Origin of the sequence: Pollutimonas bauzanensis (assembly GCF_040393045.1) — a bacterium.
Classification (GTDB): Bacteria; Pseudomonadota; Gammaproteobacteria; order Burkholderiales; family Burkholderiaceae_B; genus Pollutimonas; species Pollutimonas bauzanensis_A.
In genome coordinates, this window is the sequence record NZ_JBEBUX010000103.1 from 1 (window position 1) to 15511 (window position 15511).

The 15511-nt window shown below is 55.5% G+C and carries 10 protein-coding genes and 1 tRNA gene; 4 read left to right on the plus strand and 7 right to left on the minus strand.

Going from position 1 to position 15511, the window contains the following annotated elements; translation table 11 throughout:
- Nucleotides 1-13: 13 nt before the first annotated feature.
- Nucleotides 14-90, minus strand: a tRNA-Arg gene (locus tag ABWO67_RS14670).
- 199 nt (nt 91-289) lie between these two features.
- On the opposite strand from ABWO67_RS14670, the gene ABWO67_RS14675 reads away from it, so the two are divergent.
- Nucleotides 290-1591, plus strand: a complete 1302-nt coding sequence (locus ABWO67_RS14675) for a phospholipase A (protein WP_502930024.1) — start codon at nt 290-292, stop codon at nt 1589-1591.
- A 25-nt stretch (nt 1592-1616) separates the two neighbouring features.
- On the opposite strand, the gene ABWO67_RS14680 is transcribed toward ABWO67_RS14675, so the two are convergent.
- On the minus strand, nt 1617-2597 hold the full coding sequence (locus ABWO67_RS14680; RefSeq protein WP_353152792.1) for a LysR family transcriptional regulator: 981 nt from the start codon (nt 2595-2597) through the stop codon (nt 1617-1619).
- A gap of 99 nt (nt 2598-2696) precedes the next feature.
- On the opposite strand from ABWO67_RS14680, the gene ABWO67_RS14685 reads away from it, so the two are divergent.
- Nucleotides 2697-6260 carry an indolepyruvate ferredoxin oxidoreductase family protein gene (locus ABWO67_RS14685; protein WP_353152794.1) on the plus strand — a complete coding sequence of 1188 codons (3564 nt, stop codon included), beginning with the start codon at nt 2697-2699 and terminating at the stop codon, nt 6258-6260.
- Nucleotides 6261-6311: 51 nt separating this feature from the next.
- Here ABWO67_RS14685 and ABWO67_RS14690 read toward each other — a convergent pair whose 3' ends face one another.
- The 4 genes from ABWO67_RS14690 to ABWO67_RS14705 are packed head-to-tail and all read right to left on the minus strand — an operon-like array spanning nt 6312 to nt 10925.
- Nucleotides 6312-7064, minus strand: coding sequence for an ABC transporter ATP-binding protein (locus ABWO67_RS14690; protein WP_353152796.1), 753 nt, complete (start codon nt 7062-7064; stop codon nt 6312-6314).
- A gap of 2 nt (nt 7065-7066) precedes the next feature.
- Nucleotides 7067-7840, minus strand: coding sequence for an ABC transporter ATP-binding protein (locus ABWO67_RS14695; RefSeq protein WP_353152798.1), 774 nt, complete (start codon nt 7838-7840; stop codon nt 7067-7069).
- A complete protein-coding gene (locus tag ABWO67_RS14700) occupies nt 7837-9723 on the minus strand; it encodes an ABC transporter permease (protein WP_353152800.1) in 1887 nt (628 codons plus the stop codon). The genes ABWO67_RS14695 and ABWO67_RS14700 overlap by 4 nt, the downstream gene beginning before the upstream one ends.
- Nucleotides 9724-9764: 41 nt before the next feature.
- The gene (locus tag ABWO67_RS14705; RefSeq protein ID WP_353152806.1) at nt 9765-10925 is read right to left on the minus strand and encodes an ABC transporter substrate-binding protein; all 1161 of its coding nucleotides are present in this window, start codon (nt 10923-10925) and stop codon (nt 9765-9767) included.
- Nucleotides 10926-11093: 168 nt separating this feature from the next.
- Between ABWO67_RS14705 and ABWO67_RS14710 the strand changes: the two genes are divergently transcribed.
- On the plus strand, nt 11094-12983 hold the full coding sequence (locus ABWO67_RS14710; protein WP_353152802.1) for an LTA synthase family protein: 1890 nt from the start codon (nt 11094-11096) through the stop codon (nt 12981-12983).
- Between the two features lie 25 nt (nt 12984-13008).
- Here the strand turns inward: ABWO67_RS14710 and ABWO67_RS14715 are convergent, their stop codons facing one another.
- Entirely contained in the window at nt 13009-13590 is a 582-nt protein-coding gene (locus ABWO67_RS14715) for a DJ-1/PfpI family protein (protein WP_353152808.1), read from the minus strand.
- Nucleotides 13591-13817: 227 nt separating this feature from the next.
- Here ABWO67_RS14715 and ABWO67_RS14720 point away from each other — a divergent pair, with 227 nt between their 5' ends.
- Nucleotides 13818-15404: a TerC family protein gene (locus ABWO67_RS14720; protein ID WP_353152804.1), complete on the plus strand. Its 1587-nt coding sequence runs from the start codon at nt 13818-13820 to the stop codon at nt 15402-15404.
- Nucleotides 15405-15511 lie beyond the last annotated feature (107 nt).

Sequence of the window (15511 nt, forward strand, 5' to 3'; positions counted from 1 at the left end):
CAAATAGGAAATATGGCGCGGCAGGAGGGGCTCGAACCCCCGACCCCGGGCTTAGAAGGCCCGTGCTCTATCCAGCTGAGCTACTGCCGCGCGATTCACTGCAGAGCGCGCATTTTAGCGCGTCCTGCTGAAAACCGGAAAACCCACTATATTCGGGCACTTGCACGCGATAGCTGCCTTTACCACGGCACTTAGTACCCATTACGCGACATACTTACATTACGTAGCGCAAATCGCGAACCTCAATGCTACAGTTTCTTACGTGCCAATAAAAACCAATCGAACATCAATGACTTTTTTATCTCGACCGCTGAAACACTGTCTTCAAATCATTGTCCTATTTAGCGCCATATTAATGGCCAACTCGGCCTCAGCCGGCATCACTTACAAGCTGGACCGCCCGCAAGCACTCGCCGGCGAAACCGTCCAGATCACCGGGCTCCTCTTTAACGATACCGATTCAGCCATCTCGTGGAAACCACCCAAAAGCCTGGTGCTTCAATGGCGGAATCAAGATGGGCACTCCATACGCAGCCTGGCCTACCTGGCCACGGCAAGTGCACAAACCAATGTGCCAGTCAACAACTTCGTCAAATTCATGTGGCGTGCAGTAGTACCTACGGAAGTAAAAGGCTTGCAGGCGGTCAATATCGAAGGGGAACCTATGTTGCTGGCGCTGGACACCAGCCCGCTTGAAAACAGCCTCATTTCCGGAACCCCGGCAACTGGCCCTGTTGTCGATGCCGGAGCCGCGCGCGACGGCCAGCAAAGCGATCCTGCCCTACCCGCCAACGTCGTTGCCGCCACCGGGGCCTCTGTTACGCAAGGTCCGGCAGTAACCTCCGATCGCCTGGTCAACCCGCCTACCGCATTCGATAATTTCCGCAGCGCCATTTCACCGTACGAACCTATTTACTTTGACTTCGGCAATAATGACGGGCGAAACGCACGCTATCAGGTCAGCTTCAAATATCGGCTGTTCACGCCCGACGATCCGATGAATCCAAGCTTCGAAGACAACATCTATATGGGCTACACCCAAACTGCCCTATGGGATCTGCATTCGGACTCCCATCCTTTTGTTGACACCTCATTCAAACCCAGCCTTTTCTGGCGCAAAGACGCTTTGTGGCAGTCCCCCAGTAAGGATTGGTTCTTAGGGCTTGCAACAGGTGTCGAGCACGAGTCCAATGGCAAGGGCGGCGACGACTCGCGTTCGCTGAACTTCGGATATATCCAGCCAGAATTCAATTATCGGTTTGACGGCGGCAGCACGCTAACCTTTGCGCCGCGCTTCAAGGCTTACTTTAAAGTCGACAATAACCCCGACTATGCCGACTACGCTGGCCACGTAGACTGGAAACTGCGGTGGGCGCAAGACAATGGTCTGGTTTTAACGGGCATGTACCGCCAGGGGCAAGAAAGCCGCAATACGACCCAAATAGAAGCGGCCTGGCCGCTGCGTCGCACGTTCCTGAACATGAACGGTTACCTGCATGTGCAGTATTTCAAAGGCTATGGGGAAACCTTGCTGGGTTATAACCACAAAAGCGACTCCCAGGTGCGCGTGGGAATTTCGCTGGTTCCTTAAGACAAGCCCCCCAACTACCGCCGGATCACGCACCCTTGCCGCCGATCCGGCGGGACCGCGCAGTTGACAAGTGCCCTGTGCTTGCGGCCAGGCTCTCGCCATCGCTATCACATGCGTCGATCAAGAACTGCCTGAAAATATCGGCCAGGCCGCTGGGTTCCTTGTCTTTCGGCCATAACAGACCAACATCCATGGGCGCAATAGCGTCGCTAATCGGAATCGCCATGATCTTCTTGCCTTCCAATGACCACGGCCTATACACAAGATCAGACAAAATAGACACGCCAAAACCATAAGCGACCAGCCCGCGCAAGGCCTCAAGCGAACTGGTGCGCATTGCTATCTTCAGCTTGGCGTCACCCTGCCCCCAATGCCGAAGAGCGGCTGTGTCAGCATCGTCTACCGTCAGCAATATATAAGAACATTGCTGGACGTCATCCAGCGTTACCGACGCTTGACGTGCCAGTTCGTGGCTCGCCCCTACCCATACTCTACGACGGGACCTTACCAACATGCGGTGGCCGTAGCGCTGCCCGACATCGATATTGGACACTAGCCCTATTCCGAGATCGATGGTGCCATCCGCCAATGCCCGCTCCAGCGCGGCCCTATCCATGTCGACCAAATCGATTTCAACTTGGGGATAGCTGCGCTTGAAACGACTTAACAAATCCGGAAGAAAGTAACCCAGCACGGTGTAGGTGGCAGCCAGGCGTATGGTTCCCGTTGCGGTTTGCGGCAGCAGGCTGGCATGCCGCATGGCATCGTTGACCGAATCCATGACGTGGCGCGCATGATGAAAAAACACTTGTCCTTCCGGTGTCAGTACAACACCATGCGGAAGACGCTCGAACAAACGCACTTTCAACTGGCTTTCAAGGCTTTGCACCGCGCTGGTGATTGCCGATTGCGACACATTCGCCGAAACCGCCGCCGTGGAAAACTGTCCCGAGGTGGCGGCGGCGATGAAGTACCGAAACTGTCGTAGCGTAACTTCACTCTTCATCTGTTTTTTTAATATCTGTTAGCTGAAAAATTGATTTTACGATAGCACGATTACTTCATACACTCCGAATATAAATTACTCGAACGGAGACAGCCAAAAATGAACGCTCCCCTTGATCAGGCGGTGCGAGCAGCGCTCGCCAAGGTATCCCTTGAAGACAAGTACACACTAGACCAAGGCCGTGCTTACATGAGCGGGACGCAAGCCCTGGTGCGCCTTCCCATGTTGCAAAAGGCGCGCGACCAGCGCGCCGGGCTGAATACGGCGGGCTTCATTTCCGGCTATCGCGGCTCTCCTTTAGGTGCGCTGGATCAGGCTCTATGGAAAGCGAAAAAGCATCTAAGCGACAACGACATTGTCTTCCAGCCCGGCCTTAACGAAGACCTGGCTGCGACCTCTGTTTGGGGAACACAGCAAGTCACCCTTTACCCCGACGCCACCCGCGACGGGGTTTTTGGCATGTGGTACGGCAAAGGGCCGGGCGTGGACCGCTCTATGGACGTGTTCAAGCACGCCAACTCGGCCGGCACGGCCCGCCATGGCGGCGTGCTGGTGCTGGCTGGCGACGACCACGGCGCCAAGTCATCGACCGTCGCGCATCAGTCCGAACATGCCTTCCAGGCCGCGGGCATTCCAGTACTTTACCCTTCCAACGTACAGGAATACCTGGATTACGGGCTACATGGCTGGGCAATGAGCCGTTACTCGGGCTTGTGGGTAGCCATGAAATGTGTCACCGAAGTGGTCGAATCCACCGCTTCGGTAGACATCGACCCCGATCGCGCCAGGATCATTATTCCTGAAGATTTCATATTGCCGCCCGATGGCTTGAGCCTGCGCTGGCCTGATCCCCCGCTTGCCCAGGAAGCACGCTTGATCGACTACAAATGGTATGCCGCTTTAGCTTACACCCGGGCCAATAAGCTGAACCGCGTCGTGATTGATTCACCGCGTGCGCGCTTTGGCATCATGACAGCGGGCAAGGCCTACCTAGATACGCGCCAAGCCCTCGCCGACCTGGGCCTGGACGAAAGCACCTGTGCCCGCATAGGCATACGTCTGATCAAAATCGGCTGTGTCTGGCCTTTGAACGCGCAGGATGCGCGGGAATTCGCCACCGGCCTGGAAGAAATCCTGGTTGTCGAAGAAAAGCGCCAAATCCTGGAATATGCACTGAAAGAAGAGCTATACAACTGGCGCGATGATGTACGTCCGCGGGTCTACGGCAAGTTCGATGAAAAAGACAACGCTGGGGGAGAATGGTCCGTCCCGCGCGGCCAATGGCTGTTGCCGGCCAGGGCCGAACTTTCACCTGCGCTGATCGCACGTGCTATTGCCAAGCGGTTGGAAAAAACCGACTTGCCCGCCGAAGTGCGCGCCAGGATCGCCACGCGCATCGCCGTTATCGAAGCCAAAGATCGCGACATGCAGAAGCCGTCCATCACCACCGAGCGCAAACCGTGGTTTTGCTCGGGCTGTCCGCACAATACATCCACCAATGTCCCCGAAGGCTCACGCGCTTTGGCAGGCATAGGCTGCCATTACATGAGCATCTGGATGGACAGGAAAACAGAGACATTCAGCCATATGGGCGGTGAAGGCGCAGCATGGATAGGCCAGAAGTCATTCACCACTGAAAAGCATGTTTTCGCCAACCTGGGCGATGGCACTTATTTCCATTCAGGTGTGCTGGCAATACGGGCCGCTATTGCGGCCAATGCCAACATCACCTACAAGATTCTTTACAACGACGCTGTCGCTATGACGGGCGGACAACCCGTTGACGGTATCTTGAAAGTCACCGATGTGATTGCCCAGGTTCATGCCGAGGGCGCGAAGAAAATCGTTATCGTCACCGACGAACCTGACAAATACCAGGGTGTATCGCTGGTGGGCAATCCCCCCGTCTACCATCGCGACGAACTTGACCGCGTACAGCGCGAACTGCGCGAAGTCGAAGGCACGACGGTGCTCGTCTACGACCAGACCTGTGCCACCGAGAAACGGCGCCGTCGCAAGCGCGGCACCTATCCCGATCCAGCACGCCGGGTGTTCATCAACGATACCGTATGCGAAGGTTGCGGCGATTGCTCGGTCAAATCCAATTGCTTGTCGGTCGAACCACTGAATACGCCTTATGGCACCAAACGCAAGATCAACCAATCTTCTTGCAATAAAGACTTTTCGTGCGTCAACGGGTTTTGCCCCAGCTTCATTACGGCCGAAGGCGCGCAGCTTAAAAAGCCCAAGCCGCAAGCGACAGATGCGAACGGAGCAGACAACAGCAAGCTGCCCCAACCCTCATTACCCAGCATCAATGGCAGCTACGGAATACTGGTTACCGGGATTGGCGGCACAGGCGTAGTCACCATAGGCGGCCTGCTGGGCATGGCCGCCCATTTGGAAAACAAGGGCGTTACCGTACTGGACATGGCCGGCCTGGCGCAAAAAGGAGGGGCGGTGCTAAGTCATGTACAAATCGCGGCCCACCCCGAAGACATCCATGCAACGCGAATTGCTACAGGCGAAGCCCAACTCATTATCGGTTGCGATGCAATAGTCACCACGTCGGCTGATGTGTTGTCCCGGGCGCAAAAAGATGTGACTCGCGCAGCCGTCAATAGCGCGCCTATTCCCACGGCCGACATCATTCATAATCCCAAGTGGCAGTTTCCCGAAGCCGCCGCCACGCAAGACTTGGCCGAAGCGATAGGCCAAGCCTGTGAGTTCCTCGATGCCAATGCTCTGGCCATCAAGTTATTAGGCGATGCCATCTACGCAAACCCCCTGCTGCTGGGGTATGCCTGGCAAAAGGGCTGGGTGCCTCTGTCGTACGAAAGCCTGGTTCGTGCCATCGAACTGAACGGCATCATGATAGAAAAAAACCTATCTGCTTTTGAATGGGGTCGGGCGACAGCACACCATGGCGCCAATGCTGTTGCACCAGACCTGGGTAAAAAAGTGGCGGCCGCTACGGTTATTGCCATGCCCGAAACACTGGATACGACAATAGAACGCAATATTCAGTGGCTGACGGACTACCAGAATGCCGCTTACGCTCAGCGCTATCGGGACGCAGTGCAATTAGTGCGTGAGCGCGAAGCTGCGCTAGGGGCAGGAAAATCATTACGCCTGACGCGTGCGATAGCCAAGAACCTGGCCAAGCTAATGGCCTACAAGGACGAGTACGAAGTAGCCCGCCTATACGTCGATCCGGTATTCACCGAAAAGCTGCGCGCGCAGTTCGAGGGGGAACCCGGCAAGGATTACCAACTGCATTTCCATCTGGCGCCACCCTTGTTTGCCAAACGCAATGACAAGGGCCAACTCGTAAAGAAAAAATTCGGGCCATGGATCATGTCGGCATTCAAGGTATTGGCGCGCTTGAAAGGCCTACGAGGCACCGCTTTCGATGTGTTTGGAAAAACCCAGGAAAGGCGCCAGGAACGTGAATTGGTGCGCGAGTATTTTGATCTGGTGAAGGAACTCGCCAATAACCTTACCGAGCATAACCTTGCAGCAGCTATTGAATTGGCGAACCTTCCTGATGACATTCGCGGATTCGGACATGTGAAGGAAAAGAACTTGCTGGCGGCACAGGAGCGGCGTGATACGTTGCTAGCAAACTACCGGAATACGCAGGCCCGATTGCGGGTTGCTTAATATTGGAAGCGCCGGATCATGCATCGTTGATGCCGGTCCGGCGCAATGGAATCACAACGCCAAATATGACCGCCTGATCTCGTCATTGTCGACCAACTCCTGCATGCCGCCGCTATACCGGAGGACGCCTTTTTCCAGCACATAAGCGCGGTCTGCAACCAGCCGCGCAAAATGAATGTTCTGCTCTGATAACAACACGCTGGCGCCCCGCTTTTTCAGGGCCAGGATCATGTCGACCATTTGCTCCACAATCACCGGGGCAACGCCCTCGGATGGCTCATCCAGCAACAACAAATAGGGATTCCCCATAAGGGTTCGGCCTACCGTCAACATTTGCTGCTCGCCCCCGCTCATGGCTGACGCGGGCCTGTCCAGCATCTCTGCCAAGTTAGGAAACAGCGCATAAATCGCTTCATCGGTCCAGTTCAATCCAGGACTTCCATCTGGCCATACCCTATCTGCCTGACGGCCAGTCATCAGATTTTCCCTGACGCTTAATTCGGTGAAAATCCGCCGATCTTCAGGCACGTAGCCCAATCCCAAACGGGCGATTTCATAAGGCTGCCGCTTCTCTATGGCGTGCCCCATGAACTGCACCTGTCCGCTGCGCTTGGACACCAAACCCATGATGGCCTTGAGCGTCGTGGATTTCCCCGCCCCATTCCGCCCCATCAGGGCCACCACTTCGCCGCGGCCGACCTGCAAGCTGATATTGTGCAGAATATGCGCGGCGCCATACCAGGCGTTCAGGTTGCTTAGCGACAGCAAAGGCGGCGGCAGGGGTATACCTTGTTCTTGATTCATGATCAGGCATCCCCCGGCGCCAGGTCTTCAAAGGTCTTGCCCGTGCCAAAATAAACTTCCTGCACTTTGGGATGGGCCCGTATTTGTTCCGCGCTGCCTTGCGCGATCAGTTGGCCGCGCGCCAAGACGAGAATCCGGTCCGCATAAGCGAAGACGACGTCCATACTATGCTCGGTAAACAATACGGCCATGTTGTTTTGCACGACCAGACGTTTCACCAACGCGATCAAGGCATTGCGTTCTGCCGAAGCCATGCCTGCTGTTGGTTCATCCATCAATAACAACCGGGGCTTGCCTGCCAGACTCATTGCCAGTTCCACGCGCTTGACGTCGCCGTAAGCCAATTCGCTGCAAGGGCGGTCCACCTGCGTCGCCATTCCGACCTGTTCCAATAACTGGCGGGCCTCGTCTTGATAACGCCCCGCTGCCGAACGCCAGAATGAATAGACCTTGCGACGATGCGACAACAATGCCATCTGGACGTTTTCCATAACGGTAAGCGATGCAAACGTGGCCGCGACCTGGAAAGTCCGCCCTATTCCCAATTGCGCAATATGGCGTGATGACCTGCCCAGCACTTCGCGGCCATCGAACACGACAGAACCGGAACTGGCCGGCAACTGCCCGCCCACCATATTGAAAGTCGTTGACTTGCCCGCGCCGTTTGGCCCTATCAGCGCCAGCAGTTCGCCCTGCTTCAAATCGAAGCTAATGTCCTGGACGGCAGTGTTGCCGCCGAAGCGCTTGGTCAAATGGTGAACAGAAAGCAGACTCATGCCCGGTGCCCCCTGCTTTGCATCAACCCGCCGACATAACCGGCAATACCTTGCGGGAATGCCAGGACGATCAACAAAATGACAGCGCCAAATAGTGCGCGCCAGTATTCAGTGATGCCCACAAAATAGTCTTGCAACACAGTAAAGCTGGCGGCGCCCACGACCGGGCCAAACAAGGTTTGTATTCCCCCCAACAACACCATGACCAGACCATCTACCGACTTGCCGACAGTAATCACTTCGGGAGATGTGCTGCCTTTGGAAAAAACATACAGCGCGCCCGCCAAACCAGCCAGTAGCCCAGCCACAATAAAGGCGGTCCATTGCACACCCTTGACGTGTATGCCAATGGCATCGGCACGCAAAGCAGAATCGCGCGTTGCACGCAAGGCATAGCCAAACGGGGAAAACGCCATGCGCCGTACGGCATAAATGGCCGCCAACACGACAGCCAGTACCAAATAATAGTAGGCGTCTCCGGCCAGCCATTCATTTGGCCAGATCCCGATAATGCCATTGGACCCACCGGTAACGGCATCCCACTGATACACAATAGACCAGACAATTTGTGCAAATGCCAAGGTGAGCATGGCCAAGTACACCCCCGATAGACGAATACAAAACCACCCGAACACCGCGGCCGCCACACCTGCCGCGAAAGGAGCGGCAAGCATCGCCCCGCCCATGCCTATGCCGACGGACTTGAACAGCAAGGCTGCGCAATAGGCGCCAATGCCAAAGTAAGCGGCATGACCAAAGGATGCCATACCGCCCAGGCCCATCATGAAATGCAGACTGACGGCAAACAACACCGCAATCATCATGTCCTGGGCCAATACCGGTGCGTAGGGAAACGTAGCCGACAACATGGGCAGCGCCGCGAATACGGCCACCAGCACCACGGCCATCCACTTGAATGCCGCCCCCGCCGGGTGCAACGGCGCTTCGGGCGTGCCGGTATGGCGTATTACGGCCAAGGGTTTACCGCGCAAACCCCAGGGACGAAACACCAGCACAAAAGCCATGAATATAAATTCGACCACCAAAGTCAGCTTGGGAAAAGCGATACTGACGCCTGCAATCTCGATAACCCCCAAGGCGACACACAAGGCCTTCAATTCGGCAATGATCAGGGCGGCCAGATAAGCGCCGGGAATAGAGCCCATGCCGCCTACCACCACAACAACAAAGGCATCCCCAATTACGCTCAAGTCCAGCATCAGGCTGGCGGGCTGGCGCGGAATCTGGATCGCGCCGCCCAGACCCGCCAGAAAAGCGCCTAACGCGAACACGCCGGTAAAGAGCCATGCCTGGTTCACACCGAGGGCGCCAAGCATCTCACGATCCTGGGTCGCCGCCCGTACCAGGGTTCCCCAACGGGTTCTTGTCAGCATCAACCACAATACAAGCAATACCGCTGGGCCAATAACGATCAAGGCCAGATCGTACACTGGCAAATAGCGGTCGAATATCTGTATGGAACCGCTCAAGCCCGGCGCCAATGGCCCCAGCAAATCGTCCGGTCCCCACAGCCACAGCGCGGCATCGTTGAACACCAGCACCAGCGCAAATGTCGCGAGCAATTGGTACATCTCGGGCGCTTTATACAGGCGCCGCAACAAGAGAACCTCGACCACAACCCCCAGCGCGCCCACGACAAGCGCGGCAGCCACCAGACTGGCCCAGAACCCGTAAGGGCTCTGCCCCCATTGCTGCACGATGGAATACGCAATGTATATGCCCAACATATACAAAGAGCCATGCGCAAAATTGACAATACGGCTGACGCCGAAGATCAGGGAGAGGCCTGCGGCCACCAAAAACAAGGAAGACGCCTCAGCCAGGCCGTTCAGGAACTGAACGATAAAACCGGTAAAGTGCATTGTTGATTACGGCGCCCGATGGCGCCGCGTTCTATGAGGAATCAGTTAGCCGAGGCAGGTCGCCATTGCTTGACTTGTTCATCGGTGGGCTGAACAGTGGCGCCGTCTACATAGTGGAAATTAGTCATGATGCCCTTACCATCTTTGACATCCAACGTGCCAACATATGCGCCCATGGTGGACTGGTGGTCAATTCCCCGATACACGATGCGGCCAAACGGCGTGTCGACCTCGAGTTCCTTGAAGGCCTGAATCAGGGCTTCGGTGTCCGTTGACCCCGCTTTTTTTATACCCGCAGCCAGCGACAGGATGGCGTTGTACCCCACTATGGTTCCCAGGCGCGGGTAATCGTTGTATCGATCCTGATAGGCCTTCAAGAACGTGTTGTGTTCTGGCGTATCGATGGCATACCAGGGATAGCCAGTGACCACCCACCCTACCGGCGTTTCAGCGCCCAGGGCATCCAGGTATTCCGGTTCGCCCGTCAACATACTGACCACTGGCAAGTCTTTGAAGAAATTGCGCTGCGTTCCAGCACGCACGAATTTAGACAGGTCTGTGGCGAACAATACATTGAACATGGCCTCGGGCTTTGCATCGGCCAAGGCTTGCACAACGCTCCCGGCGTCGATCTTGCCTAGAGGCGCGGCCTGCTCGGCGACGAATTCGACATCCGGCTGGGCTTGCTTCAGCAAGGTTTTGAAAGTCGCTACCGCCGATTGCCCGTACTCATAGTTGGGATAGACGATCGCCCACCGTTTTTTGTTCATTTTTACGGCGGCCGGAATCAGCATGGCGACCTGCATATAGGTCGAATTGCGCAAGCGATACGTGTAGCGATTGCCATCGGCCCAGACGATTTTATCGGTCAAGGGTTCGCTGGCCAGGAAAAATACCTTCTTGTGCTTGGCGAAATCGGTGACGGCCAGACCAATGTGCGACAGGAATGTGCCGGTCAACACATCGACTTTGTCTCGGGCCAGCAACTCATCGGCAGCACGGACTGCATCGCCAGGATTGGAGTTGTCGTCCCGAACGATAAGTTCGAGCGACTTGCCATTGACACCGCCCGCCGCGTTGATTTGTTCTACGGCAAGTTCCATGCCCTTCTTGTATGGCCCCAGAAAAGCCGGCTGGGTTTTATAGCTGTTGAGTTCGCCTATCTTGATGACATCCTGCGCCCAAACCGACGAGGCTGTCATGACCAGGGCTGCGACACCCAATAATTTTGCATACACCTGTGGGGAGTACATATAGGATTCCTGTGCTGAACCGTACAAAGAATAAAGGCAATAAATTGTACGCAATATCGAGGGCAAAGGCCTTAAGCCATTACACTAACTGACTCTATCGTTTTTTACGCCCCATTCATGCGCGACTTGACCCTGATTTTTATCGTATCCAGCCTATGCCTTCTGACGCTAAGCCGATGCCTGCTCGCGGCATGGCAATGGCAGCGTGTGAAACAGGCTGGCGGCATGCTGCCTATATTAAAAGGCGGCTTGCGCATCGATGCCAACCAGATCGCCATTATTGCAGGCATTCCTGCCGTGCTCGCCCCTTGGCTGGGGCATTTTCCGTTGGCGACGGCAATTACCGGCTGGTGGTTCCTGATTACCTGGCTGCTATTGGTGCTGCTGGAAGTCTCCACACCGCAATTCATTCATGAATATGATACGCGTCCGAACAGGCTGTATGTAGAATATTTGAAACATCCGAATGAAGTCTTCGGCATGCTGTGGAAGGGCTATAAGGCTGTTATTTTCGGCGCTGTCGCAGTGCTCGCCCTGTTCGCCTGGCTAGGCTATGCACTGTTTATCAATGTACCGGCCGATACTCCCATGGTGTGGTGGTTGCGCCCCCTGGTTAGCCTCGCAGCCGCTGCTGCAACCTTTCTCGCGATACGTGGAACGCTTGGCCATCGCCCTATCAACCCCTCAACCGTCGCCTACTGCGGCGACAGCATGCTCAACACCTTGCCGTTGAACTCGCTCTACAGCGTCACCTATGCTATTTACAGCATGAAAAATGAACGCTCGGCGGAAGATGTATACGGCAAAATGCCTGCAGACCAGATGCACAAAATAGTCAAGGAATGCGCTCACCTGGAAGAAGGCACTCCCGACATCCCCACTCTGCACACCCATGAACCCAGCTCAAAACGTGCACGGCCGCTCAATATCGTCATGATTGTGCAGGAAAGCCTGGGTGCGCAATACGTCAGCAACCTAGGGGGCGCCAACCTGACCCCATGCCTGGATGCGCTAGCCAAGACCGGTTGGAACTTCACACGTGCCTATGCAACCGGCACGCGCTCGGTACGCGGACTTGAAGCCGTCGTTGCAGGATTCCCGCCCACGGTATCCGATGCCTCCTTGCGGCTTTCCGGTGCGCAAAGCAATTTCTTCACCATGGCGCAGGTGCTTAAGCAGCACGGCTATCGTTCGCGCTTTATCTATGGCGGAGAAGCCCACTTCGACAATATGAAAAGCTTTTTCCTGGGTAACGGTTTCGACGATCTTTACGACCTGCCCACCTTCAAGAACCCAGCTTTCGTCGGTACTTGGGGCGCCAGCGACGAAGATATGTTCGATAAGGTACACAGCCTGCTGGACACCTCAGACGATCAACCCACCTTCACGCTGGCGTTTTCCGTCAGCAACCATTCTCCCTGGGAATACCCCAGCGGCCGGATCGACCCTGACGGCGACCCGGCAACTGTAGAAAATACGGTGCGCTATGCAGACTGGGCAATAGGCCGGTTTTTCGATCAGGCCAAAGAGTCGGACTATTGGGACAACACGGTTTTTCTGATTGTGGCGGACCACGACTCCCGGGTTGGCGGGGCCAGCCTCGTACCGTTGCGGCACTTCCATATCCCCGCATTAATCCTGGGCGCCGATATCGCACCCCGGCAGGACAACCGCCTGATCAGTCAAATTGACTTGCCTGTCACCCTGCTGTCCCTGATGGGTTTGCGTACCGAGCACCCCATGATAGGCCATGACCTGACAAAACCCGGCGGCGGGCGCGCCATGATGCAGTACGGCGAAAACTATGGCTATTTGAAAGGCGACAGCCTGGTGGTACTGGAACCCCATCGCGACGCCACCCAGCACCAATACCAGGCGCCCGAAACCTATACCCCCGTGCCTGCGGATCCGGCTCTGGTAGACGAGGCCTTGGCCCATGCTTTATGGCCAAGCTGGGTATACCAGAACCAGAGCTATACCCTGCCTCACCTACGTATCAATAGCTAAGGCGTCAGGGCAAGCCCCCCGAAGTTCAGGAATGAGTGATTCGGGTGCCTAATACGGCAAGAAATTGCGCCATCCAGGCGGGATGGGCTGGCCAGGCCGGAGCCGTAACCAAATGGCCATCGGTATGGGCCTGGTCTATGCCGATTTCCGCATAAGTACCACCCGCCAGGCGCACTTCGGCCGCGCAGGCCGGATAAGCCGAACAAGTGCGCCCTTTCAGTATCCCCGCCGCGGCCAGTATTTGCGCCGCATGACACACCGCCGCTATTGGCTTTTTTGCCGAATCGAACTGACGCACTATTTCCAGCACCCTGTCATTCATGCGCAAATATTCCGGCGCGCGCCCCCCCGGTATCACCAAGCCATCGTAGTCATTGACATCCACCTTATCGAAATCGTGGTTCAACGTAAATCGATGGCCGGGCTTTTCGCTATAGGTTTGCGCCCCTTCAAAATCATGGATGGCAGTAGCAATTGAATCGCCTGCCTTTTTATCCGGGCACACCGCGTGCACTGTATGCCCCACGGCTAGCAAGGTCTGAAACGGCACCATCGTTTCGTAGTCTTCAGCGTAATCGCCGACCAACATCAACAACTTCTTGCCCATGATCTGCCCCATCCTGATTTTATCCAGTGAGTAAACCCGCCATTGCGACGAGCTGGCGGCCATGCCGGCGACCCTGCCAGCGTCACTCATCTTCGATCCAAACGAGAGAAAAAACAAGAGACTTTGGGTTCTTACAATATGCTGAATTTAGCTAACTGCGCGCAAAATAGACAAAAGATTTAACAAAACATCCTTATAATCACTTTTTTATTACTGGAAGCATTCTAATGGAGTTGCTGCTTGACCCCACCATGTGGGTCGGCTTGTTGACACTAGTCGTCCTGGAAATCGTTCTGGGAATCGATAATCTGATTTTTATCGCCATTCTGGCGGACAAACTTCCGCCTGAACAACGCGACCGAGCCCGCGTCATAGGTCTGTCACTTGCGCTTGTCATGCGCCTGGCATTGCTTTCCGCCATATCCTGGCTGTTCAAGCTTACCGAACCCTTATTCTCTGTTGGCCCCCTGGCATTTTCGGGGCGCGACCTTATCCTGATCGTTGGCGGCTTCTTTCTGGTGTTCAAAGGCACCATGGAAATGCACGAACGCGTCGAAGGCAAAGCGGCGAATCTGTCCGGCTCTCGCATGTATGCGGGATTCTGGGTGATCGTCACGCAAATTGTCGTCCTGGATGCCGTGTTTTCGCTGGATGCTGTCATCACCGCCGTAGGCATGGTCGATCATCTTGAAGTCATGATGGCCGCCGTGATCATTGCCATCGGCATCATGCTGGTTGCATCCAAGCCCTTAACCCGTTTCGTCAATGCCCATCCGACCGTTGTCATTTTGTGTCTGGGCTTCTTATTGATGATTGGCTTTGCCCTGATTGCGGAAGGCTTTGGATTCAAGGTGCCCAAGGGCTACCTGTATGCCGCGATCGGCTTTTCAGTGGTCATCGAAACCCTGAATCAAGTTGCAAAGCGCAACTTGATGAACCTGGATTCGCCGCGCCCTATGCGCGAGCGCACCGCTGAAGGTATTTTGCGCATGCTGGGCAAGCGTCCGCCATCCAATGATGAAACCGGCAACCACGTCGCCATGAGCCAAGGCGATATGCCCTTTGCCGTGGAAGAACGGAACATGGTCAGCGGGGTGCTCAGGCTGGCAGATCGCAATGTGCATTCCATCATGACCCCGCGTACCGACATTACCTGGATAGACCTTAACGACGACCCGGAAGCCATACGCAAGGAAATCAGCGGTTCGCCTCATGGTTTCTTTCCCGTATGCCGCGGCTCGCTCGATGACATTGTCGGCATAGGCCGCGCCAAAGACATGATCGCAGATCTGATCATGAACAAAACCTTGAACGAAAAAGGATTCCGGCCAGCGATTATCGTGCACGAAACAGTTCGCATCCTCGACCTGATCGAAACGCTCAAAACGGCGCGCGGGCAACTGGTACTCGTCATTAATGAATTCGGCACGGTTGAAGGGCTGGTAACGCCCATCGATGTATTCGAAGCTATCGCCGGCGACTTCCCCGACGAAGACGAAACACCTGACATCATTGCCAATGGGGAAAACCGCTGGATCGTTGACGGCGCCACCGACATTCACCACTTCGAACAAACGCTGAATGTGGAAGGCTTGATAGAAGAGTCCGACGAATACAGCACGGTGGCAGGCTACTTGCTTCAACAGTTTGGACGTGTACCAGAAGTGGGCGACGACATCACGCTAACCAGGACTCACAGCGAATTCAGGTTCCAGGTTCTGCAGCTGGAAGGCCGAAGAATTGCCAAGCTCAAGGTGGAACGACACCCTATTTCAAGCAATCAAGACAATAATCGGACAGCAAACGCTGCATAATTATTTTTTGTGTGTTATAGTAGCTGGCTGTTGTAAGCAGTTCGGGGCGTAGCGCAGCCTGGTAGCGCATCTGGTTTGGGACCAGAGGGTCGTAGGTTCGAATCCTA

Bases quoted from the DNA above. Each gene is read 5' to 3' on its own strand.
- ABWO67_RS14675 (WP_502930024.1), top strand. From the start codon at position 290: ATGACTTTTTTATCTCGACCGCTGAAACACTGTCTTCAAATCATTGTC.
- ABWO67_RS14680 (WP_353152792.1), bottom strand. From the start codon at position 2,597: ATGAAGAGTGAAGTTACGCTACGACAGTTTCGGTACTTCATCGCCGCC.
- ABWO67_RS14685 (WP_353152794.1), top strand. From the start codon at position 2,697: ATGAACGCTCCCCTTGATCAGGCGGTGCGAGCAGCGCTCGCCAAGGTA.
- ABWO67_RS14690 (WP_353152796.1), bottom strand. From the start codon at position 7,064: ATGAATCAAGAACAAGGTATACCCCTGCCGCCGCCTTTGCTGTCGCTA.
- ABWO67_RS14695 (WP_353152798.1), bottom strand. From the start codon at position 7,840: ATGAGTCTGCTTTCTGTTCACCATTTGACCAAGCGCTTCGGCGGCAAC.
- ABWO67_RS14700 (WP_353152800.1), bottom strand. From the start codon at position 9,723: ATGCACTTTACCGGTTTTATCGTTCAGTTCCTGAACGGCCTGGCTGAG.
- ABWO67_RS14705 (WP_353152806.1), bottom strand. From the start codon at position 10,925: ATGACAGCCTCGTCGGTTTGGGCGCAGGATGTCATCAAGATAGGCGAA.
- ABWO67_RS14710 (WP_353152802.1), top strand. From the start codon at position 11,094: ATGCGCGACTTGACCCTGATTTTTATCGTATCCAGCCTATGCCTTCTG.
- ABWO67_RS14715 (WP_353152808.1), bottom strand. From the start codon at position 13,590: ATGGGCAAGAAGTTGTTGATGTTGGTCGGCGATTACGCTGAAGACTAC.
- ABWO67_RS14720 (WP_353152804.1), top strand. From the start codon at position 13,818: ATGGAGTTGCTGCTTGACCCCACCATGTGGGTCGGCTTGTTGACACTA.